This is a genomic window from Pseudogulbenkiania sp. NH8B (genome assembly GCF_000283535.1).
Lineage (GTDB): Bacteria > Pseudomonadota > Gammaproteobacteria > Burkholderiales > Chromobacteriaceae > Pseudogulbenkiania > Pseudogulbenkiania ferrooxidans.
Genome location: NC_016002.1, coordinates 2089596 through 2112154, shown reverse-complemented (window position 1 = coordinate 2112154; position 22559 = coordinate 2089596). Strand labels below are relative to the sequence as shown.

15 protein-coding genes are annotated in these 22559 nt (G+C 66.3%); 5 read left to right on the top strand and 10 right to left on the bottom strand.

Annotated elements, in window-relative coordinates; genetic code table 11:
• Positions 1 to 6: 6 nt before the first annotated feature.
• The 10 genes from NH8B_RS09705 to NH8B_RS09660 all read right to left on the bottom strand — a co-directional run bounded on the left by NH8B_RS09705 (position 7) and on the right by NH8B_RS09660 (position 17798).
• Positions 7 to 1677, bottom strand: coding sequence for a DUF1302 domain-containing protein (locus NH8B_RS09705; RefSeq protein WP_014087160.1), 1671 nt, complete (start codon positions 1675 to 1677; stop codon positions 7 to 9).
• Between the two features lie 191 nt (positions 1678 to 1868).
• Entirely contained in the window at positions 1869 to 3449 is a 1581-nt protein-coding gene (locus NH8B_RS09700; protein ID WP_014087159.1) for a methyl-accepting chemotaxis protein, read from the bottom strand.
• 258 nt (positions 3450 to 3707) lie between these two features.
• Positions 3708 to 6092 carry a 3-hydroxyacyl-CoA dehydrogenase/enoyl-CoA hydratase family protein gene (locus NH8B_RS09695; protein ID WP_041702913.1) on the bottom strand — a complete coding sequence of 795 codons (2385 nt, stop codon included), beginning with the start codon at positions 6090 to 6092 and terminating at the stop codon, positions 3708 to 3710.
• Positions 6093 to 6230: 138 nt separating this feature from the next.
• On the bottom strand, positions 6231 to 8015 hold the full coding sequence (locus tag NH8B_RS09690; protein ID WP_014087157.1) for an acyl-CoA dehydrogenase: 1785 nt from the start codon (positions 8013 to 8015) through the stop codon (positions 6231 to 6233).
• Between the two features lie 194 nt (positions 8016 to 8209).
• Positions 8210 to 9853, bottom strand: coding sequence for a fatty acid--CoA ligase (locus NH8B_RS09685; RefSeq protein ID WP_014087156.1), 1644 nt, complete (start codon positions 9851 to 9853; stop codon positions 8210 to 8212).
• Between the two features lie 97 nt (positions 9854 to 9950).
• The gene (locus NH8B_RS09680; RefSeq protein WP_014087155.1) at positions 9951 to 11135 is read right to left on the bottom strand and encodes an acetyl-CoA C-acyltransferase family protein; all 1185 of its coding nucleotides are present in this window, start codon (positions 11133 to 11135) and stop codon (positions 9951 to 9953) included.
• A gap of 423 nt (positions 11136 to 11558) precedes the next feature.
• Positions 11559 to 12929 carry an NAD(P)(+) transhydrogenase (Re/Si-specific) subunit beta gene (locus NH8B_RS09675; RefSeq protein ID WP_014087154.1) on the bottom strand — a complete coding sequence of 457 codons (1371 nt, stop codon included), beginning with the start codon at positions 12927 to 12929 and terminating at the stop codon, positions 11559 to 11561.
• A 9-nt stretch (positions 12930 to 12938) separates the two neighbouring features.
• Positions 12939 to 13235 (bottom strand): proton-translocating transhydrogenase family protein, encoded by a 297-nt coding sequence (locus NH8B_RS09670; protein WP_014087153.1) that lies wholly within the window; start codon positions 13233 to 13235, stop codon positions 12939 to 12941.
• A gap of 17 nt (positions 13236 to 13252) precedes the next feature.
• Positions 13253 to 14413 (bottom strand): Re/Si-specific NAD(P)(+) transhydrogenase subunit alpha, encoded by a 1161-nt coding sequence (locus tag NH8B_RS09665; RefSeq protein ID WP_014087152.1) that lies wholly within the window; start codon positions 14411 to 14413, stop codon positions 13253 to 13255.
• A gap of 760 nt (positions 14414 to 15173) precedes the next feature.
• Positions 15174 to 17798: a LuxR C-terminal-related transcriptional regulator gene (locus NH8B_RS09660; protein WP_014087151.1), complete on the bottom strand. Its 2625-nt coding sequence runs from the start codon at positions 17796 to 17798 to the stop codon at positions 15174 to 15176.
• Between the two features lie 334 nt (positions 17799 to 18132).
• Here NH8B_RS09660 and NH8B_RS09655 point away from each other — a divergent pair, with 334 nt between their 5' ends.
• Genes NH8B_RS09655 through NH8B_RS09635 form a run of 5 tightly spaced genes read left to right on the top strand, consistent with a single transcriptional unit; the run spans position 18133 to position 22528 of the window.
• The gene (locus NH8B_RS09655; RefSeq protein WP_014087150.1) at positions 18133 to 18441 is read left to right on the top strand and encodes a Rieske (2Fe-2S) protein; all 309 of its coding nucleotides are present in this window, start codon (positions 18133 to 18135) and stop codon (positions 18439 to 18441) included.
• A gap of 36 nt (positions 18442 to 18477) precedes the next feature.
• Entirely contained in the window at positions 18478 to 19524 is a 1047-nt protein-coding gene (locus tag NH8B_RS09650; protein ID WP_014087149.1) for a universal stress protein, read from the top strand.
• A gap of 38 nt (positions 19525 to 19562) precedes the next feature.
• Positions 19563 to 20543 carry a quinone oxidoreductase family protein gene (locus NH8B_RS09645; protein ID WP_014087148.1) on the top strand — a complete coding sequence of 327 codons (981 nt, stop codon included), beginning with the start codon at positions 19563 to 19565 and terminating at the stop codon, positions 20541 to 20543.
• 14 nt (positions 20544 to 20557) lie between these two features.
• Complete coding sequence (locus NH8B_RS09640) at positions 20558 to 21415, top strand: TauD/TfdA dioxygenase family protein (RefSeq protein WP_014087147.1); 858 nt, start codon at positions 20558 to 20560, stop codon at positions 21413 to 21415.
• A gap of 54 nt (positions 21416 to 21469) precedes the next feature.
• Positions 21470 to 22528 (top strand): 3-keto-5-aminohexanoate cleavage protein, encoded by a 1059-nt coding sequence (locus tag NH8B_RS09635; RefSeq protein ID WP_014087146.1) that lies wholly within the window; start codon positions 21470 to 21472, stop codon positions 22526 to 22528.
• The last annotated feature ends 31 nt before the right edge of the window (positions 22529 to 22559 follow it).

Below are 22559 nucleotides of genomic sequence, written 5' to 3'. Positions count from 1 at the left end.
ATAGGATCAGAACTTGGTCTTGAACGTCAGCGATAAGGTCGCCCGGTCTTTCAGCAGGCTCATCAGCCCGGCATACGACTTCACCGTGCCGTTGGGGGCGGTTTCGTACGGTCCGAAGAAGGAGGTGTACTTGAGGTCGAACTGGTATTTGGATTTCACCAGTGCGCCGAGGCCCACCGAATAGTTGCCGGTGCCCTTGTTGCCGCCCAGCGGCACCGACGACTCGCCCTTGAGGCCCACGGTGTAGCTGATCGGCAGGGACAGATCCACGCCGGGGAAGACCTGGTTCCAGGTCGGCACGAAGTTCACTCCCATGCCGACGAAGTCGCGGGTGGACTTGTCGATGCCGGTGTAGGCCGGGTTGCCGCGATATTGCGCATAGCCACTTGTCACCGACAGCATCCGGTTCCAGGTCAGTTCGCCCATCAGTGATGCCCGATCGAACAAGGGGGTCTTGCCGAAGGCGTGGGACGCGTTGAGCACGAGGTGCAGGGTGTCGCCCACGGCGCCGCCGGTTTCGCCGCTTTGCGGCAGCGAGCCGATGAAACCCGGGGTGCCTGCCTTGGCCGGCAGCACGGTGAGGAACTGCTGGCTCGCCAGCGGCATGTTCTGGCGGTAGCTCAGGTCGACCCCCACCTTGGTGTCGGCGATGTTCTTGGTCAGGCTGATGCCGTAGATATCGATATCGCCGGCATAGGCGACCGAATACGAGTTGGTCGCCGGGTTATAGACTACGGTGTCGGGCAAGGAGTCCGAGGTGCGGCGGTAGAACAGGCCGAGGGTGCCGCCCAGCCATTGCGGGCTCCACTTGGCGTTGATGCCGAAATCGCCTTGCTTGCTCGGGGTGATGTCATTGCCGTGGGGCACGACCTTGCCCGGCAGATAGGCCGACTCGCCGCCGTCCAGCGCCAGGTCGTACATGCCCAGGTAGGAACCGGCCTCGGGGAAGCGCGAGTGCTGCCAGTCCAGGAAATACTGCGCGCCGAACGACCATTGCGGCGAAACCTGGTAATCCGCAGTGAGCTGGTTGCGCGGCAGGAAGACTTCCTTCAGCTCGTTGCGCGGCACGCCGAAGATCTTTTCCAGCTCCAGCGGCGCCTGGCCGTAGTTGATGCCGTGCAGCAGCGTCTGCACGTTGTTGCCCCACAACTGCGTGCTCTTGCCCAGCGTGACATTGAGCTTCTGCTGGCCGAAATCGAAGTTGCGGAAAACGAAGGCTTCCAGCAGTTCGCCGGAAGGTCCATGCGCGTAGCGGTTGGTGTACGGGCTCAAGCCGGTTGCGGGCTTGCCGTCGACCAGATGGTTCGGCGTGGAGTTGGCGTTGTCCAGATTGTCGTAAGCCGCGTCGTACCAGGCAGCGGCGCTGAGGCGCAGCCCCATCTGGCGGCGGTAGTTGAGCTCGAACTCGCTGAACAGATCGATGCGCTCGGACGTCATCGATCCTTTACTGAAGTTGAGGTCGCCGTCGTTGAAGTTCGGGCTTTGCGTGATGTGCGAGTCCTGCGCCCCCAGCCGGTTGGCAAGGTTGAGCTTGACGGTGTTGTCCCAGCGGGCCGTCAGATCGCTGTTGCCCGTATCGATTTCGAATGCCTGGGCCGACATCGCCATCAGCGCCGATGCGGTTGCGGCGGCCAGTAGTGGCAGTCTGATGGTCTGCCTCCGGTTGTTCTCCACCATTTCTCCTCCTGCTTTTTATGTATTTGGCGATCAGGTCGCTCGTTCGAGCCACCCGTCTACACCAACAATAGAGCTTGATTCGCCGTGAGGCCGCCCCCTAAACAGGGGGGGATCGCAGGAAAAACAGGGGGGTAGGCAAGGCGCGCGGCCCCACCGCCGTATCGTGGGGTGGGGACTGCTGTTGCCTGGCGCTATTTGTCGAAATGAGCCAGCAAGGCGTGCTGCTCGTCGGCGGCGCGGTGCAGGGTGTCGGCCGCCTGCTTGAACCGGCGCACCGTGGCCTGGTTTTCGCTGGCAAGGACGTTTATCTGTTCCATGCTGCTGGCGATGTTGTGCGCGGCTTCGCTCTGTTGTGCCAGGGAGGTGGAAATGTCGTGCGAACTGCGTGCCACGCCGCTGCTGGCGGAATGGATTTCGCTAAACGCCTGCTGGGTCGCTTCCAGCCGGGTGGCGCTGTTGGTGACGGCGGCGGCCGTCTCTTGCATGACCTCCAGCACCCTGCGGGTACTGTCCTGCACGCGCACGATGGTGGAGGAAATGTCCTCGGTGCTGCAGCCGGTGCGTTCGGCCAACTTGCGCACCTCGTCGGCCACGACGGCGAAACCGCGCCCCTGCTCGCCTGCGCGCGCGGCTTCGATGGCGGCGTTGAGCGCCAGCAGATTGGTCTGATCGGCAACCTCGCGGATGGTCCGGGTGATGCAGTCGATCTCGGTCACGGCGGTCTGCAGGCCATCGAGCAGCGTGCCGGCCTGCGCGACGGTGGCCATGACGGCATCGGATGCCTGGCGCGACTGCGCCATCTCGGCCTGACCGCTCGTCACCCGCTGCCGGGCTTCCTCGGCGAAGTCGGTGCCGCGCCGGGTGGATTCGCTTATTTCCGACACCGCGGCGGTGAACTGTTCCAGCGTGGCGGCCATGGTGGCGATGCCGTCGGCCTGCGCCGCCACGCGTGATTCCAGTTGCCGCGACTCGGCACGCATGCGCTCGGACTCTCCTTCGACCACCCTGGCGGCCAGCACGATATCGCAGATCAGGGCGCGCAGATTGATCTGCAGCGTCTGCATGCGGCTGAGCAGCACGCCCACTTCGCGTGGCGCGCGGGTATCCAGTTCGGCGCGGAAATCGCCCTCCACCATGCGCTGGAATACCCGCTCCGCCTGCTGCAGCGGCGTGCTGATACGGCGCGACAGCCAGAAGCCGCCGACGAACATGATCAGTATCTGCAAGACCGCCACCGCCATGTAGGCTGGCCCCTGCAGCAGGGTGCGGATCAGGCCGAGGCAGAAAATGGACCCGACGAACAGCATGATCGCGGTGTTGATGCTCAGGGTGTAACGGTGTTTGCTGGCGGGGAAGCGGGCATGACCGGCACTCACCGCGCGATAGAGCTGCTCGGCGCGGGCCACGTCTTCTCGCGAAGGCGCGCTGCGTACCGACATGTAACCGACCTTCCGGCCGTTTTCGGTGATCGGGGTGACGTAGGCATCCACCCAGTAGTAGCCGCCGTCCTTGCGCCGGTTTTTCACCAGCCCGCGCCAGGGCCGGTCGGCCTGGATGGTGCGCCACAGATCGGCGAAGGCGGCAGGCGGCATGTCGGGGTGGCGCACGATGTTGTGCGACTTGCCGACCAATTCCTCCTTGGCGAAACCGCTGATCTCGAGGAAGGAAGGATTGGCATAGGTGATGATGCCCTTCAGATCGGTCTTGCTCACCACCGGCTTGAGGGGGTCGAGCAGGTGCTCCGTCTCCGTTACGGGTAGATTGCGCTTCACGTCGTTGTCCTAGTCTTGTGGTTTTTCGGCGTTGCGACGGAAGGGGCGCACGACCATGCATCGATCGCGGGAAGGCCGTCTGCCGTCCCCGCCCCAAGCCGGCTGCTACATTCTGCAGAGCGCCGCGGCGGGGCAAGCCCCCCGTCATGGGGGGGCCATGGCGACCGTGGCATCGGCATGCGCGGCCCCGCGCCGCGCCAATGAAAACGCCCCTGCGGGAGGGACGTGACGTGGCCTGACGGCGCAACGCGGGCGGGGTCAGTTGCGCAGCGGCTTGCCGGTTTCCAGCATGTGCACGATGCGGTGCTGTGTTTCGCTAGTGTGCAGCAGCGCCAGGAACTGTTCGCGCTCCATCTGCAACAGCCAGGCTTCGTCCACCTCGCTGCCGGCGGCCAGCTCGCCGCCGCACAGCGCCACCGCTGCGGCGCGGCCGACCCGGCGGTCGTGTGCCGAGAGCTTCCCTTGTTCCTGCAGGGCCTGCAGCTGCCGCTCCAGCGCGGCGATGCCGGCGGAGCCGGCGACGCGCACCCGGCGTGGGCGCAGCGCGGGATGCCAGCCGGCCTCGGCCATGGCACGGGCGCGGCGCAGCGCCACGTAGAGCAGCTCGTGCGGGTTCAGGATCACATCGTCCGCCTCCCGCAAGAAGCCCAGCTCGCGCGCCTGCAACGCGTTGCCCGCCACGGTGGCCGTGAGCAGATGGCGGAACATGGCCTGGATGTGGGCGAACGGATCCCCATCTTCCTGCTTTTCGGCCAACGTGGCGGCGTGCAGCGCCAGCTCCTTGCAGCCGCCGCCGGCCGGAATCAGGCCCACGGCGCTTTCCACCAGCCCGATGCGGCTCTCCAGCGCCACCACGCGGTGCATGGCCTGCAGCATGAACTCGGCGCCGCCACCCAGTGCCATGCCCTGTACCGCCGCCACGGTGGGAATCTGAGCATACTTCAGGCTCATTGCCGCCTGTTGGAAACGCGCCAGGGTGGCATCCAGCCATGCCCAGTCGCCGGCGGCGCACGCGGTGGCAAACTGCTTGAGGTTGGCGCCGACCGAGAACGGCCCCTCGTGCCACAGCACCAGCCCGTCGTGGCTTTGTTCGGCCCGGGCCACGGCCGAGAGCACGCCATCCAGCACTTCTTCGCCGATGGCATGCATCTTCGACTTGAACGACAGGATGGCGATGCCGGTATCCAGCGGGTGCTGCCACAGCCGCACGCCGTCGTTTTCCCACAGCGTTTCGCCCGCTTCCGGCGACGCCTCGCCCAGCAGGCTCTCGGAGTAGAGCTGGCGTTGGTAGACCGCCAGGTCGGAGCGGCCTTCGTAACGCCGGGTGACGGCCGACCAGGAGCCTTCGGCGGTATGCGCCGCCGGCAGGGCGAACACCCATTTCGGCAACGGTGCCTGGCTCATGGTCTTGCCGGCGGCGATGTCGTCGCGCAAGGCGCCGACAATCGCCTGCCAGCCGGCCGACTGCCAGATTTCGAACGGCCCCTGCGCCCAGCCGAAGCCGCCGCGCAGCGCCATGTCCACGTCGCGCGCATTGCCGGCGATATCGCCCAGATGCACGGCGCAGTAATGGAACACGTCGCGGAAGATGCTCCACAGCAGCTCGGCCTGCGGATGCGTGCTGGCGCGCAGGCGGGCGAAGCGCTCGGCCGGGCTCTTGATGGCGAGGATGTCTTCCACTTCCGGCACCGCTTTGCCGCTGGCCGGGCGGTAGTCGCCGCTGACCGGGTCCAGCACCAGGATGTCCTTGCTTGCTTTCTTGAAGATGCCGCCGCCGGCCTTCTGCCCCAGCGCGCCCTTCTCCACCAGCCTCAGCATCCACTCCGGGCCCCGGTAGTGGGCATGCCACGGGTCGTCCGGGAGTTGGGTCCGCATGGTGTCGATGACGTTGAGCAGGGTATCCAGCCCCACCACGTCGGCGGTGCGGTAGGTGGCGCTGCGCGGGCGGCCGATTTTCGGGCCGGTGAGCGCGTCGACTTCGTCGAAGCCCAGCCCCAGCCGCGTGGTGTGGTGCATCACCGCCAACATGGAGAACACGCCGACGCGGTTGGCGATGAAGTTGGGGGTGTCCCTGGTGCGCACCACGCTCTTGCCGAGGCGCGAGGTGAGCCAGGTTTCCAGCGCGTCGAGCATGGCGGCATCGCTCTGGCGCGTCGGGATCAGTTCCACCAGCGCCATGTAACGCGGCGGGTTGAAGAAGTGCACGCCGCAGAAGCGCGGTTGCAGCGCATCCGGCAGCGCCTCGGCCAGGCGGTTGATGGACAGGCCGGAGGTGTTGGATGCCAGTACCGCCCCTTCCGATACGAAGGGGGCGATCTTGCGATATAGCTCGTCCTTCCATTCGATCTTTTCGGCGATGGCCTCGATGATCAGATCGCAGCCACGCAATAGTGGCAGATGCTCGTCGTAGTTGGCCGCATCGACGTACTGCAGGCGCCCCGGGGTGGCGGCCGGCGCCGGTTCCAGTTTGGCCAGGTTTTCCAGCGCGCGCTGGACGATGCCGTTCTTGTCGCCCTCGCGCGCGGGCAGATCGAACAGCAGCACCGGCACGTCGGCATTGGCGAGGTGGGCGGCGATCTGCGCTCCCATGACACCGGCGCCCAGCACCGCGGCGCGGCGGACCATCAATCGACCTTGTTGCATATCACTTCCTTGTTGCCAGCGCTCCGCCCACGGCCTTCGGCCAACCTGGCGGCGTGCGCACGGTTCGACACCCGCAAGGCGGGCAAGCATGAAAAAGGCCGCGCCCGATGACGGGCGGCGGCCTGCGGACGAGCTGGATCAGAACTCGCTCTCTTCGAACGCCAGCGTGGCCGCGGCGCCATGGCATACCACTTCGGCATTCATCGCCGCCCGCGGCAGGATGTGGGTGGCGTAGAACAACGCGGTATCGATCTTGGCCCGGTGAAACGGCGTGCCTTCGCCGGCGGCGATGCGGGCCTGGGCCGCGCTGGCGGCACGCAGCATCTGCCAGCCGCCGAACACGGTGCCCACCAGCATCAGGTAGGGCACGGCGCCGGCCAGCGCGTGGAGCGGCGCCTCTCCGCCAACCTGCAGCAGGTAGGCGGTGGCGGTTTCCAGCGACTGGATCGCCGCTTCCAGCGTGGATACCAGCTGCCGGCTGTGTTCGCCGCCCACGGCGTGGGCCCGGGCGCAGTCGGCGCGCATTTCGTCGATCACCAGGCGCAGGGTCCTGCCCTGCTCGCGCAGCGTCTTGCGGCCCAGCAGATCGTTGGCCTGGATGCCGGTGGTGCCTTCGTAGATGGTGATGATGCGGGCGTCGCGCATATGCTGGGCGGCGCCGGTTTCTTCGATGAAGCCCATGCCACCGTGCACCTGCACGCCGAGCGAGGTCACTTCCTGGGACATCTCGGTGCACCAGCCCTTCACCACCGGGGTCATCAGTTCCACCACCGCCTGGTAGCGTTGCCGCTCGGCCTCCTCCGGGTGACGCTCGGCCAGGTCCATGTAGGACGCGGTGACGTAGGCGATGGCGCGCGCCGCCTCGGTCTGGGCACGCATGGTCAGCAGCATGCGGCGCACGTCGGCATGGCGGATGATGGGGCCGGCGCTATCGTGGCCGGCGGCGCGGCCCTGCACGCGCTCGCGGGCATAGTCGCGCGCTTGCTGGTAGGCGCGCTCGGCGATGGCCACGCCTTCCAGGCCGACGCCCAGGCGGGCGTGGTTCATCATGGTGAACATGTACTCGAGGCCGCAGTTGGGTTCGCCCACCAGGTAACCGATGGCACCCTCCTTCTCGCCGAAGGCCAGCACCGCGGTCGGGCTGGCGTGGATACCGAGCTTATGCTCCAGCGACACGCACTGGATGTCGTTGCGCGCGCCCGCGGTGCCGTCGGCATTCAGCAGGTACTTCGGCGCCACGAACAGCGAGATGCCCTTCACCCCGGACGGGGCGTCCGGCAGGCGCGCCAGCACCAGGTGCACGATGTTGTCGGTCAGCTCGTGATCGCCCCAGGTGATGAAGATCTTGCTGCCGAACAGGCGGTAGTGATCGCCCTCGGGAACGGCACGGCTACGCACCGCGGCGAGATCCGAGCCGGCTTGCGGTTCGGTGAGGTTCATGGTGCCGGTCCACTCCCCGCTCACCAGCTTGGCAAGATAGGCGTTCTGCTGGTCGACCGAGCCATGGTGCAGCAGCGCCTTCAGCGCCCCCTGGGTCAGCATCGGGCACAGCGAGAACGACAGGTTGGCCGAACTCCACATCTCGGTCACCGGCTTGGCCAGCACCTGGGGCAGCTCCTGGCCGCCGAACTCGGCGGGCGCAGCGATACCGCTCCAGCCGGCATCCACGAACTGGCGGTAAGCCTCGGCAAAGCCGGTGGGCAGCGCCACCTTGCCGTCGACGAGACGGCTGCCCTCGCGGTCGCCCACCACGTTGAGCGGCGAGAGCACCTCTCCGGCGAAGCGGCCGGCTTCGTCCAGCACGGCTTCGGCGAGATCCGCGCCGATTTCTTCCCAACCCGGCAGCTTGCCCACGTCGGCAAGGCCTGCCAGTTCCTGCATGGTAAACAGCATGTCCTGTACGGGAGCGACGTAGTCACTCATTTCTCTCTCCTGATGCGGGGTGGTGATGGTGGCAATCGGTCCGTTCGCGCCGTGATGCGAGCGGCCGGGTTATGGGTTCGGCGGGGCCAGACGCGCGCACCGCTCCCTGCCGGCCAGGACGTCATTCACGCGCCGGGCCTGGCTACGGGATAGCTGGTCGGGGATGGCCGCGCCCGGCCGGGGCTGGGTGGCGCTCAGTGATACTGTGAGCGCAGCGCCAGCTTGTTGAGTTTGCCGACGCTGGTCTTGGCGAGCTGTTCGACGAACAGCACGCGTTCCGGCACCGCGTACTTGGAAATCAGCCCTTGCTCGACGAATGTCATCACGTGGGCCTGCAGTTCCTCGACCGTTAGTGCGCCGGCGTAGTCCGGGTTCGGCACCACCAGGGCGAGCGGGCGCTCGCCCCACTTCTCGTCCGGCACGCCGATCACGGCCGCCTCGCGCACGCCGGGGTGACGGCTGAGCATTTCTTCCAGCTCCAGCGAGGACACCCACTCGCCACCGGTCTTGATCACGTCCTTGATGCGGTCGGTCACCTGCAGGTAGCCACGCGAATCGATGTGGCCGATGTCCTGGGTATGCAACCAGCCGCCGCTCCACAGCTGTTCGGAAGCTTGCGGATTGTTGTAGTAGCCCATGCTGGCCCAGGGCGCGCGCAGCACCACTTCGCCGGCGGTCTTGCCGTCTTTCGGGCAGCTCTCCATCCGGGCGTCGACGGTGCGCAGATCCACCAGGCTCACCGGCCGGCCGGTGCAAACACGGGTGGCTACTTGGTGTTCTTCGTCCGCCGCGGCCAGTTCGGCGAGATCGAGCTGGGCCAGCGCCACCACCGGGCAGGTCTCGGACATGCCGTAGCCGGCAAAAATGTCGATGCCGCGCTCCAGCGCCTGGCGCGCCAGCGCCGAGGTCAGCGCCGAGCCGCCGATGACCACCTTCAGGCGCGACAGGTCCACGTCGCGGCTGAGGGGGGCCACCAACAGCATGGTGAGAATGGTGGGCACGCTGTGGGTGAAGGTGACGCCCTCGTCACGAATCAGCTTGAGGATGGATGAGGGGTGATAACGTCCCGGATACACCTGCTTCACCCCGGCCAAGGTGGCGATGTACGGCAGGCCCCAGGCATGCACGTGGAACATCGGTGTCAGCGGCATGTAGACATCGTCGCGGTGGAAGCCGCCCTGCTCGGGCGACAGCGACAGGGTGTTGCACACCGCCAGGGTATGCAGCACCAGCTGGCGATGGCTGAAATACACCCCCTTGGGCTGGCCGGTGGTGCCGGTGGTGTAGAACGTGGTGGCACGGGTGTTTTCGTCGAAATCCGGGAAGTCGTACTGGTCCGGGCAGTCGGCCAGCAGGCTTTCGTATTCGCCGGCGAAACCGCCCGGCAGCGCGATGTCGTCATCGCTCAGCAGCACGAAGGTCTTGGCGGTGTCGAGCTGAGGACGCAGTTCCTCCAGCACCGGCAGAAAATCCTGGTTCACCAGCACCACCTCGGCGCCGGCGTGGTTCAGGGTGTAGAGAATCTGCTCCGGCGACAGGCGCACGTTCACCATCTGCAGCACGGCGCCCAGCATCGGCACGCCGAAGAAGCATTCCAGATAACGGTGGCTGTCCCAGTCCATCACCGCCACCGTGCTGCCGCCCCGCACGCCGAGCCGGGTCAGGGCATGGCCCAGGCGACCGATGCGGCGCGACAACTCGCGGTAGGTGTAGCGGCGCTTGTCGGCGTAAACGATCTCCTGCTCCGGCGCCACGGCCAGCGGCGTGTGCAGCAGCTGCTTGATCAGCAGCGGATAGGTGTAGGCGGAGGGCGTGACGGTGATTTTCTCGGTTTGCATACGTGCCACTTCTTCTGTCGTTGGCGGTCGCGAAAGGGACGGGTTGCGGCCAGCCGGCTGGCCGCCGTGTCCCCTCCTCTATACACCTTAGTGCGGATTACACGCGTTCGAATACCGCAGCGATGCCCTGCCCGCCGCCGATGCACATGGTCACCAGCGCGTAGCGGCCGCCGCTGCGCTGCAGCTCGTAGATCGCCTTGGTGGTGATGATGGCGCCGGTGGCACCCACCGGGTGGCCCAGCGAGATGCCGGAACCGTTCGGGTTGACCTTTTCCGGGTCGAATCCCAATTCCTTGGCGACGGCGCAGGCCTGGGCGGCGAAGGCTTCGTTCGATTCGATGACATCGATGTCCGCCACGCCGAGGCCGGCTCGCTCGAGCGCCTGACGCGACGCTTCCACCGGACCGATGCCCATGTACTCCGGCTCGACCCCGGAATGGCCCCAGGACACCAGGCGCGCCAGTGGCTTCAAGCCCAGCGCTTCGACCTTCTCGCCACTGGCCAGCACCACGGCGCCGGCGCCGTCGTTGAGGCCCGAGGCGTTGCCCGGCGTCACCGAGCCGTCTTTCTGGAACACCGGCTTCATCTTGGCCAGCTGCTCCATGGTGGCGTCGGCACGCACGTGCTCGTCGCTATCGAACACCACGGTGCCCTTGCGGCCGGCGATCTCCACCGGAACGATCTGCTCCTTGAAACGGCCTTCGGCGATGGCGCGGGCGGCACGCTGCTGGCTTTGCAGCGCCAGCTCGTCCTGCATGGCGCGGCTGATGCCGTAGCGCGCCGCCACGTTCTCGGCGGTCACGCCCATGTGAATCTTCTGCCACGGGTCGTGCAGGATGCCGAGCATGTAGTCGATCATCTGCACATCGCCCATGCGCGCCCCCCAGCGTGCGCCGGGGGCGAGGTAGGGGCCGCGGCTCATCGACTCGGCGCCGCCGCCCACCGCGACGTCGGCATCCCCCAGCAGGATGGACTGCGCCGCCAGCACGATGGCCTGCAGGCCGGAGCCGCACAGGCGGTTTACGTTGAAGGCCGGGGTTTCCTTGGGGATGCCGGCATCCATGGCGACCACGCGCGACAGGTAGGCGTCCTTGCAATCGGTGGGGATCACGTTGCCCATCACCACCTGGCCGACAGCGGCCGGATCGACCTTGGCGCGTTCCAGCGCGGCCTTGACCACCAGGGTACCCAGCTGGGTGGGGGCGACGTCTTTCAGCGCACCGCCGAACGTGCCGATCGCGGTACGGGCAGCGCCTACTACATAGATCTGTTTCTGGCTCATGGGGGCTCCTCTTGCCTGGCAGAGGCAGCACGACTGCCCTGCCTCATGGGTTATCCGACATCACGGATACTAGTGACTGGCGCGCAAAATGCCCCCCCTTGACACAGGGGGGGCGGGAGGGGGAGCCGCGCTCGGCCGGGCCCATCCGCCCCCCCGGTGCCACGTCAAAGCCCCACCGTCCCTGGCACCGCCAGGGGCCTCGTTCGAGGCTTTGCGCAGGCGACAAAAAACCGCCCTACCGTTGCCGGCCGGGCGGTCGATCATGTCAGGCTTGGTCGAAGCCTATGGTGCAGGGGCGCCGAACGGGTGAAGAAAATCGTCGCGAGCGCCCCCAGGCTGGTTCGAGAAGCGCAGCCGTACAAGGGGTACGGCGAGCATCGCAGGGCCGGGATGGGGGCGCGCAGCAGATTTGCTTACCCGTTCTTAATGCGCCACGCTCTTCACCAGGTCTTCCACCACCTTCTTGGCATCGCCGAACACCATCATGGTCTTGTCCATGTAGAACAGCTCGTTGTCCAGACCGGCGTAACCGGCGTTCATCGAGCGCTTCACCACGATCACCGTGCGCGCCTTGTGCGCCTCCAGGATCGGCATGCCGTAGATCGGGCTCGCCTTGTCCTTCTGCGCCGCCGGGTTCACCACGTCGTTGGCGCCGATCACCAGCACCACGTCGGTGTTGGAGAAGTCGGAGTTGATCTCCTCCATCTCCTGCACCTGCTCGTACGGCACCTCGGCTTCGGCCAACAGCACGTTCATGTGCCCCGGCATGCGCCCCGCCACCGGGTGGATGGCGTAGCGCACCTTCACCCCGGCCTCGTGCAGCAGCTCGGCGAACTCCTGCAGCGCGTGCTGCGCGCGCGACACCGCCAGGCCGTAGCCCGGCACGATGATCACGCTGTCGGCGTTGCTCATCAGGAAGCCGGCGTCCTCGGCCGAGCCCGACTTGTAGTTCTTCGGACCCGAGGCCGCGGCGCCGCCGACGGTCGCTTCGGCGCCGAAGCCGCCCAGCAGCACGCTGACGATCGAGCGGTTCATCGCCCGGCACATGATGTACGACAGGATGGCGCCGGACGAACCGACGCAGGCGCCGGCGATGATCAGCACCGGGTTGTTCAGCGTGAAGCCGATGCCCGCCGCCGCCCAGCCCGAGTACGAGTTCAGCATCGACACCACCACCGGCATGTCGGCGCCGCCGATCGGGATGATCAGCGTCACGCCCAGCACCAGCGCCACCGCCACCATCGCCAGGAAGGCGGCGTGGCTGTCGCTGACGAAGTAGACGATGCCGAAGCCCACCATGGCGATCGCCAGCAGCAGGTTCAGCAGGTGCTGGCCGCTAAACGACACCGCCTTGGAGCCGAACTTGCCCGACAGCTTGCCGAACGCCACCACCGAGGCGGTGAAGGTGATCGCGCCGATGAAGGCACCGATGAACAGCTCGACCTTCTGCACCGGGGTATGCTCCACCCCGCTGTGGAAGATCGCCGCCACCGCGATCAGCACCGCCGAGAGGCCGACCAGCGAGTGCATCGCCGCCACCAGCTCCGGCATGCCGGTCATCTCGACGGTCTTGGCGCGCCACGCTCCGATCACCGCGCCGCCGGCGATGGCCGCGCCGATCAGCGCCAGCACCGGCTTGTCCATGATCAGGAAGGTGGTGACCACGGCGATCAGCATGCCCACCATGCCGTACAGGTTGCCGCGCAGGGCGGACACCGGACTGGACAGCCCCTTCAGCGCGAGGATGAACAGCACCGCCGCGATCAGGTAGAGAATTGCAGAGATATTTTCCATGGCGGCTCCTTATTTTTTCTTCTTCTTGAACATATCGAGCATGCGCTGGGTCACCAGGAAGCCGCCGAAGATGTTGATGCTGGCCAGGAAGATGCCGATGGCGCCGAGCACGGACGTCAGGGTGATGGCCTCACCGTTGATGTCCACCACCTGCAGCAGCGCCCCGACCACGATGATGCCCGAAATGGCGTTGGTCACCGCCATCAGCGGGGTGTGCAGCGCCGGGGTGACGTTCCACACCACGTGGTAGCCGACGAACACGGCCAGCACGAACACGGTCAGACTGGTGATGAAAGGATCGATCATGATGCTCTCCTGGAAGGTCAGGCCCGCGTCGCGGCCGGCTGGGCGGCGGCGGACGGGGAGGAAGGTTGGCCGAAGCGCACCGCGCCGTCGTGGGTGATCAGCGTGGCGGCCAGCAGGTCGTCTTCCAGGTTGAGGGTGAAACCGTCCTTGCTCAGCATCAGCGACAGGAAGGTCAACAGGTTGCGCGCGTACAGGCTGGAGGCGTCCGCCGCCACCAGCGCCGGCAGGTTGGTGATGCCGACCACGGTCACGCCGTTGTCGGTCACGCTCACCTCGCCCGGCACCGTCAGCGCGCAGTTGCCGCCGGCCTCCGCCGCGATGTCGATGATCACCGAGCCCGGCTTCATCGCCCGCACCACCTCGGCGCTGATCAGCTGCGGCGCCTTCTTGCCCGGGATCAGCGCGGTGGTGATGATGATGTCCGCGGCCATGGCGTGCTTGGTCACCAGCTCGGCCTGGCGGCGCTTGTAGTCGTCCGACATCTCCTTGGCGTAGACGCCGTCGCTGGCCGCCTTCTCCTCGTCGGTCATCGGCACCTCGATGAACTTGGCGCCGAGCGACTCCACCTGCTCCTTGGTGGACGGGCGCACGTCGGTCGCCTCCACCACCGCGCCCAGGCGCTTGGCGGTGGCGATGGCCTGCAAGCCCGCCACGCCCACGCCCATGATCAGCACGCGCGCCGGCTTCACGGTGCCGGCGGCGGTCATCAGCATCGGCATGAAGCGCGGGTAGTAGTGCGTGGCCAACAGCACCGCGCGGTAGCCGGCGATGTTGTTCTGGCTGGAGAGCACGTCCATGCTCTGCGCGCGCGTGGTGCGCGGCAACAGCTCCATGGCGAAGGCCGACAGCTTCTTCGCCGCCATCGCCGCCAGGTGCGGGTTGGCGTAGGGGTTCATCAGCGAGACGACGGTGGCGCCGGTCTTGAACTCGGCGATCTGGTCGGCCTCGGGCGGACGCACCTGGAGCACGATGTCGGCGTTGGCGAGCGCGCTGGCGCGGTTCGCCGCCAGGCTGGCGCCGGCGTCGGCGTAGGCCGCATCGGGGACGGCGGACAGGCGTCCGGCCCCCGACTCGACGACCACGGTGTGACCCATGGCGACGAGTTTTTTCACCGTTTCCGGTGTAGCGGCCACGCGCGCCTCGCCAGCCAGACGTTCGGCTGGAATTGCGATCTGCATGGTTATTCCTTCAAAAAACAACAAACCAACGACATTCGACGAACAATCAACCCTTCATCCGGGGCATTGCCTGCGTCCGTCTTGTCCCGCCACCTCCCCGCATGCCGTGCAAAACCTCGGGGATTGGGCAAAAAAAAGGCGAACGCCAAAGCGTTCGCCAAATGTCCTCCATCAGCTAGACAAACAGCACACCGATCAGCAGGACAATGCACAGACAAAACGACAAACTCCCATGGCCACGAAATGGCCACCACCAGAGAGGCAAAAAGGCCTTTGCCCTTCTCCCCGTCAATGATCGGCTCCACCGTCGCGGGCACCACTGCCCTTTCCGGCACGATCAATACAGGACAGCCGCACAGCCTGTTGCCACCATGCTCACGTCCCGCCCCGATCCACGGGGACCTCGAACGGATCGCCAGCATCTCCCTCTGGGCTGCACCTGCGTTGCCTTGGGTCGTTGTCCATACCCGGGTGCAGCGCGTCCGGATCGCACCCGTCCTGCGGACAGGCCATGCGGCGTCGTTCTTGAGCTGCAAGGTAACGCCGCCGCGGACACGCGTCCTCCCCTGCGTTGGGGAGGGGGGCGGAGAAAAAAGGGGGGATGGGGGGATGCGTCGACGACCGCGATGCGGTTCGGGCGCCACCGCGACGGCCTGTCGTCGGCTTCAACCGAGGGAAATACGCCCATGCCCAGCCGGGGCATGGGTCCTGCAAATGAACGGCTGGTCTTCGTGGACCGGCCGGCCTCACCCGGCGGCGCTTACTCGCCCCCTTCCAGCAAGCCCAGGAGCTGGGCGCGGCGCACCACTTGCTTGCGCGAGCCGGCATCGAGCTTGCCGAACAGGTTCTTCAGGTGCCATTTCACCGTCTCTTCGCTCACCGCCATGGCCATGGCGATTTCCTTGTTGGAAAGATTGCGCGCGAGCTGTTCGAGCAGGTCGCGCTCGCGCGGCGTGAGCACCATGCTGGGCACGGCGCGCAGCGCCGAGGATTTGCGCTCCACCGGGGGGCGCATGGTGCGAGGAATCCGCACCGCCGGCCCCGCTTCGGACACCCCGCCGGCTTCCCCCTCCTCGGTCGCCCGGCGCACCCAGTCCGCCAGCGCCGGGTGGGCATCCACCAGGGTACGCGCCAGGCCGTAGGTCTGGGCCAGGTTTACCGCCTCGCGCAGCAGCGGCAGACCGTCCTCGCCCTGGCGCTCGAGTGCGAAGGCGCGCAACGCCATGGTTTCGATGCGATAACGCCCGAGCTTCATCTCGTCGGCGAGCTGCCCGGCCCGAGTCAGTTCGGCATGCGCCTTGGCCCAGTCCTGGGCGGCGATGGCGACGTTGGCGTGAGACAGCTGCTGCAGGAAGGGGCCCATCTTTTGCCGCACCGGCCCGTTGAGCACCTGCTGTGTCAGGATAGCGTCGATACGCTGCACCAGCGCCCGGCAGGTCTCGCTGCGGAAACGCCCGGCATGGATACGGATTTGCTCGGCCAGGCTGGCGACACACAGGCGCGGCAGCCCCCGCGCCTCGCCGGTGGCATACATGGCTTCGAGCAGGTCGAGGGCGCGATGCTCCAGCCCCTGCGCCGCGGCAATGCGCGCCGCCGTGCGGTAGGCGTACACCACGGTCTCCGGCACGCCGGCCCGTTCCAGCACGTCCAGCCGGTTGGCCAGCAGCGCCGCCGCGTCGTCGAGCTGATCGCGCTCGTACACCGCCGTGGCCAGCAAGGCGGCCAGCATGCACGACAGGGGGTTGCGCCGGCCCAGTTCCATTTCAGCGCCTTGCAAGGCCTGGTGCAGCACGCCCTCCGCCAAGCGGAACTGACCCTCCAGCAGATAGCTCAGCCCGACCATGAAGCCGCCCCAACGGGTGACGTAGCCCACCGGCTTGTCCATCCCCAGCGCCGGCACTTGCTGCTGATGGCGCCGCGCCTGGGCATAGTCGCCGTTCAATATGGCGCGGGCGGACAGGCGGTTGGCATGGATCTGCTGCAGCCAGGGGTCGTTGCTGGGTGGCGATTTCACCCAAGGCTCGAACAGCTCGACGAAGCGGTAGGGGCGATCGGCAAAGTATTCCGCCGCGCTCAGGATCAAGGCGCACTCGTAGCGCAGCGCGTCGTCGATGCCGGGATGCGCCAGGATACGCGCCACCTGGGCCTCGGCCTCGGCATGGCGCTCGCTGCGCGCCAGCACCCAGGCCACCGCCAGGCGCAGACGCGGACGGAGGTCCAGCTCTTCCTCCGGAAGCCGCTCGAGCCACTCCAGCACCGATATCTGCTGCCCCTGGCGCACCGCATCGTAGAGACAGCGCTCGGCCAGATCGTAGGCCACGCTATGCTGCCCGGCAGCGTAGGCGTGGCGCGCCGCCTCCTCCACCATGCCGTGCTCCGAGAGCCAGCGCATGGCGTTGAGGTGCCACTGCGCGCGCTCCTCGGCCGGCAGTTTGGCAAAGCGCAGGCGCAGGGCGTCGCGAGCCAGCATATGCAGGCGGCACCACTGCCCGACCTCGTCGGCAACGAAGATGGGGGTGTTGCGCACCAGGTTGGAGAGCTGATGGGCGGCCTTGTCGCTCCCGGTCAGGGCCACGCAAAGGTCGGGGTGCAGTTTGTCGACGATGGCGATATGGGTCAGGAACTCCACATCCTCCGCCGGCAAACGCGAGATGAGTTCATCCATGAAATAAGCGCACAGGTCGCCGGCACTGGGCGAGAGCGAGCTGAATACCGCTCTGGGGGTGCTGCCGCGCTCCATCGCCGCCAGCGTCAGTTGCAGGCCGAGCGGCCAGCCCTCCGTCAGCTCGTGCACCTGGGCGCAGGTATCGGCCTCCACCTGGTTGCCGAGCCGGCCGCGCACCAGGCCGATGGTTTCGCTCAGACGAAAGCGCAGCACCTCCGCCCCCACCAGCACGCATTGCCCGTAGGCCCCGAGTTCGGACACGATGTCGTCGAGCCCGCTGCGCGCGGCCACCACGATGCGCAGGTTGCGCGGCGCGTTGTGCAGCAGGTAGGCCAGCAGCATGCGGCTGGCTTCCGGCAGGCGCTCGGCCTCGTCGATCATCAGCACCATGTCGAGAGCGCTCACCGCCACTTCCGCGAGCCAGGCGGTGATGCCCTCGAGCTCCCCCACTGCCGCGGTGGGGCTTTCGATCAGCCCGCGCCCGAAGGCGGGTCGCGCGGCCCCGACCCTGACGGCATGGACCAGGCCATGCAGAAAGCGCTGCGGATCATCCCGGTCGTCGATCGACAGCCACGCCACGGCGGCCCCTTGCGACAGGTATTCGCGGCGCCATTGCGACAGCAGCGTGGTCTTGCCGAAGCCGGCCGATGCCTGCACCACGATCAGGCGATGCTCGAGGAAGTGTTCGTCGTTGGAGCTCAACAGCGGCCGCACCAGCATGTGGCGTGGCGCCTTGGGTGGGGTTGCCTTGAGAACGAATTCGATTACGGCGCCTGTTGCGCCACCAACCGCAGAAGTCATAGTTTAGGTCTGTTCGGGCTTGATCGGGTTGCCGCCGCAGCGGCAACAAACGAGCACGGCGCTGGCCGCACCGCTCAAGGCATCTGGGATGGCGACCCGGCCGTGCGGTCGCCCGTGGTATGGACGCCCATTAGCATCGTGCCAACCGCCCTGCACGGTCAACCCCCCCACCCCCCCTGTTCGGAGGAGGGCACGAGTGCCTCCACCCCCCTACGATACATTCAGAGATCACATTAAATCAGGAAGCACCGGGATGAAATTTGTCGAGGCATGTGCGTTGTCGCAGATCGCACCGGGCAAGTCGCTCGCTTTGCGACTCGAAGGCAAAGACGTGGCGCTGTTCAATGTCGACGGCGAAGTGTTCGCTCTCGAGAATACCTGCCCGCACCATGGCAGTGCGCTCGCCGGCGGTTGTCTGTCCGGCCATGTCGTGCGCTGCCCCGCCCATGGCCTGCGCTTCAACGTCGCCACCGGCGCCCATGTCAGCATACCGCAGCTGGCCGTCGCCACATTCCGGGTCAGGGTGACAGACGATCTCGTGCAGGTCGCGCTCGGCGCATGACTCGACTCCCCGATACCAGACCAGTGTAAAGCCACCATGTACCGACATCTTCTTGTTCCGATCGACGACACCGACCGCTCCACCGAGACCGTGGGTCAGAGTGTGGCCTTCGCCCATGCCCTGGGGGCGCGGATCACGTTTTTCCATGCCCAGCCGGACCACGCCTCGTCGCTGTTCGGCTCCACCGAGGTGATCCGGCTGGTGGCGCCGGCGGAATTCACCTACGTGTGCGAAGCCCGCACCCACGAACTCCTTGCCAAGGCGGAATCCGCGGCTCGGGCGCAAGGCGTCACGTGCGATTCGGCCAGCCGCGTCAGCGACACCCCGCACCAGGCGATCCTGGCCGCCGCGCGCCAAACCGGCTGCGACCTGATCTTCATCGGCTCTCAGGGCAAGCGCGGCGATACCGGCATGATGCTGGGCTCGCAAACGCTGAAGTTGCTCATGCACAGTGACATCCCGGTGCTGGTCGCCGCCAACAGCAGCCCGTCCATGGCGGCCCAGGCCATGGCCGTGATTCGTGACGAACACCGCTCCATCGCCGCCGTGCTGCATGCCTGGCAGTACCTGATCCAGCAGGCCGAAGAGCACGGCCAGGCCATCGATCTCGGCCTGATGCAGGCGATACTGCGCTACCTCCATCGCTTTCCGGTCGCCCTGCACCATCCCAAGGAAGACGACTACCTGTTCAGCAAGCTGCGCCAGCGCACCTCGGCGATCAACGCCGAGCTGGACGAGCTCGAGCGCCAGCATGGTCGCGACCGCCAACTGGTGGCCGAGCTTGCCATCATGCTGGAACAGCTGGCGGCCGGCAGCGCATCGCTGGCCCAGCTGAAACAGCATGTCGACCAGTACGCGAAATTCATCTGGGACCACCTGGGGCGCGAGGAAGGCGTGATTCTTCCCGCCGCGCAGCGTTATCTGACCGAAACCGACTGGCACGACATCAACGCGGCCTTCGCCGGCAACGACGACCCGCGCTTCGGTGGCGCGTCCGACAGCGAATTCAAACAGTTGTTCAACCGTATCGTGGATCTGGCCAATTCGAAAGAACCGAGCCGGACCCTCGCACAGAAACGATAACGAGGGGGTGTCATACCCTCGACAACAGGAGAGATAGCATGGCTCACGCAGTACGCTTTTACCAACCCGGCGGCCCCGAAGTGCTGCAATACGAGGAAGTGGCGGTCGGCGAGCCGGGGCCTGGCCAGGTGCGCCTGCGCCACGAAGCGGTCGGTCTCAACTTTGCCGATACCTATTTCCGCTCCGGCCTCTATCCGGTGCCGCTGCCGGCCGGGATGGGGGTGGAGGCTGCCGGGGTGGTGGAAGCCGTGGGCGAAGGCGTGAGCCATGTCGCCGTGGGCGACCGCGTGACCTACACCGGCTTCGTCAACACCCTGGGGGCTTATTCGACCGCCCGCCTGATTCCGGCCGCACCGCTGATCAAGTTGCCCGCCGGCATCGGCTGCGACACCGCCGCCGCCATGACCATGCGCGGCCTGACGTCCGCCTACCTGATGCGCCGCATCTGGGACTTCAAGGCCGGCGACACCATCCTGCTGCACGCCGCCGCCGGCGGCGTGGGCCTGATCGTGTCGCAGTGGGCCAAGATCCTCGGCCTCACCGTGATCGGCACCGTGTCCAGCGAGGCCAAGGCCGACATCGCCCGCGCCCATGGCTGCGACCACACCATCGACTACAGCCGGGAAGACGTGGCCAGGCGCGTGCGCGAGCTGACCGACGGCGTAGGCGTGAACGTGGTGTTCGACAGCGTCGGCAAGGACACCTTCGAGGCCTCGCTCGATTCGCTCAAGCGCCGCGGCCTGATGGTGTGCGTGGGCACCGCTTCGGGCCCGATCCCGCCGTTCAACCCGCAGCTGCTGGCGATGAAAGGCTCGCTCTACCTCACCCGCCCCGCGCTGGCCGATTACATCGCCGACCCGGCGGAAAAGGACGCGTTGGCTGCCGAGCTGTTCGGCCACGTGGCCTCCGGCCGCATCAAGATCGAGATCAACCAGCGCTACGCGCTGCAGGATGCCGCGCAGGCGCACCGCGATCTGGAATCGCGCAAGACCACGGGGTCGTCCATTTTTGTCATCTGAGGAGCGCTGGACTCATGAGAATCGAGCAACTGACCTGCGCCATCGGCGCACAACTGCACGACGTCAACCTGGGCGACGCGGTGCGTGACGACGGGCTGTTCCAGGAAATCTATGCCGCCTTGCTGCAACACAAGGTGCTGTTCCTGCGCGACCAGACCCTGGACAAGCTGTCGCGCCAGGATCACATGGCCTTCGCCCGGCGTCTGGGCGAACTGGAAACCCACCCGATGGCCCCGAGCCACCCGGAAGCCCCCGGTCTGGTCCAGATCTACAAGAACCCGGACAGCCCGATCGACCGCTACGAAAACGCCTGGCACACCGACGGCACCTGGCGCGAAAACCCGGCCATGGGCTGCGTGCTGCGCTGCATCGAATGCCCGCCGGTGGGCGGTGACACCATCTGGGCCAACATGGTGCTGGCCTACGACAAGCTGCCCAGCCACGTGAAAAGCGAAATCGAGGGGCTGATCGCCAACCACAGCTTCAACGCCTCGTTCGCCGCCGCCATGCCGCAAGAGAAACGCCTGGCGATGAAGGCGCAATACCCGGATGCCGAGCATCCGGTGGTGCGCACCCACCCGGAAACCGGCGAGAAAGTGTTGTTCGTCAACGCCTTCGCCACGCACTTCGTGAACTACCACAACAAGCAGCGCGTGCGTTACGGCCAGGATTACAACCAGGCCGGCGGCGACCTGCTGCAGTACCTGATCAGCCAGGCCTACGTCCCCGAGTACCAAGTGCGCTGGCGCTGGCAGCCCTACAGCATGGCGATCTGGGATAACCGCTCCACCCAGCATTACGCCGTGATGGATTACCCGCCCTGCCACCGCAAGATGGAGCGCGCGGGCATCGTGGGCGACAAGCCGTTCTGACCTTACCGATCAATAGCAAGACATCGATGCAATCGCTCAACTAGGAGACAAGACATGAACTTTCTCGATGGTTCCCTGTTCCCGGAAAACCAGCAAAAACTCGTGATTACCTGCGCCCCGTACGGCCCGGAATGGATGCCGTCCGACTTTCCGGAAGACATTCCGGTCACCATGGAAGAGCAGATCCAGAAAGCCGTCGATTGCTACAACGCCGGCGCCACCGTGCTGCACCTGCACGTGCGCGAACTGGACGGCAAGGGCTCCAAGCGCCTGTCCAAGTTCAACGAACTGATCGCCGGCGTGCGCGAACGTGTACCTGACATGATCATCCAGGTGGGCGGCTCCATCTCCTTCGCTCCGGAAAGCGATGGTGACGTAGCCAAGTGGCTGTCCGACGACACCCGCCACATGTTGGCCGAACTGACCCCGACCCCGGACCAGGTCACCATCGCCATCAACACCAACCAGATGAACGTGGTGGAACAGATGTGCGAAGCCGACATCGGCGGCACCTCGCTGGCCGAGCCGGCGATGTACCACGCCTACCGCGAGATGACCATTCCGGCCGGCCCGGAATGGGTGGAAGAGCACATCCGCCGCCTCTCCGAAAAGGGCATCCAGACCCATTTCCAGCTCGCCAACATCACCCAGCTGGAAACCGTGGAACGCATGATGCGCCGTGGCGTGTGCAACGTGCCGCTGATCCTGACCTGGGTCGCCATCGGCGGTGGCTTCGACCAGCCGAATATCTACAACCTGGCCAACTTCATCCGCGCCTGCCCGGACGGCTCGGTGCTGACACTGGAGTCCTCCATGCTCAACGTGCTGCCGCTGAACATGATGGCCATCGCCATGGGCCTGCACGTGCGCTGCGGCATCGAAGACAACATCTGGACCCAGGATCGCTCGCGCAAGATGGGCACCGTGGAACAGATCGAGCAGCTGGTGCGCATCGCCGGGGAATTCGGCCGCCCGGTGGCCAACGGCAAGGAGGCCCGCGAGATCTACAAGATCGGCACCTTCTACAACAGTGCGGATGAAACCCTGGCGGCCAACGGTTTCGCACCGAACCGCAAGCTGGGTCAGAAAGGGTTCACCCAGCACGCGGGCTGAGGCCGCAGGAAAACGTCGTAGCCAAGCCGTA